This is a genomic window from Streptomyces sp. NRRL S-31 (assembly GCF_000718775.1).
Lineage (GTDB): Bacteria > Actinomycetota > Actinomycetes > Streptomycetales > Streptomycetaceae > Streptomyces.
Window position 1 is genome coordinate 1 of record NZ_JOCB01000278.1, and the last position, 319, is coordinate 319.

Below are 319 nucleotides of genomic sequence, written 5' to 3' on the forward strand. Positions count from 1 at the left end.
GCCCACCGCGTTGGCGACACCCTGGCCCAGCGGGCCGGTGGTGGTCTCGACGCCCTTGGTGTGCCCGTACTCCGGGTGGCCGGGGGTCTTCGAGCCCCACGTCCGGAACGACTTCAGGTCGTCCAGCTCCAGGCCGAACCCGGCGAGGTAGAGCTGGGTGTACAGAGTCAGGGACGAGTGGCCGGCGGACAGCACGAAGCGGTCGCGGCCGACCCACTCGGGGTCGGCGGGGTCGTGCCGCATCACCTTCTGGAAGAGGGTGTAGGCGGCGGGGGCCAGGCTCATCGCCGTACCGGGATGGCCGTTGCCGACCTTCTGT

Annotated in this window: 1 pseudogene; it reads right to left on the reverse strand. The window is 70.8% G+C overall.

Annotated features, from left to right (window positions below):
* Positions 1 to 319 (reverse strand): annotated as a pseudogene (locus IF37_RS40460) (transketolase); the annotation flags it as partial.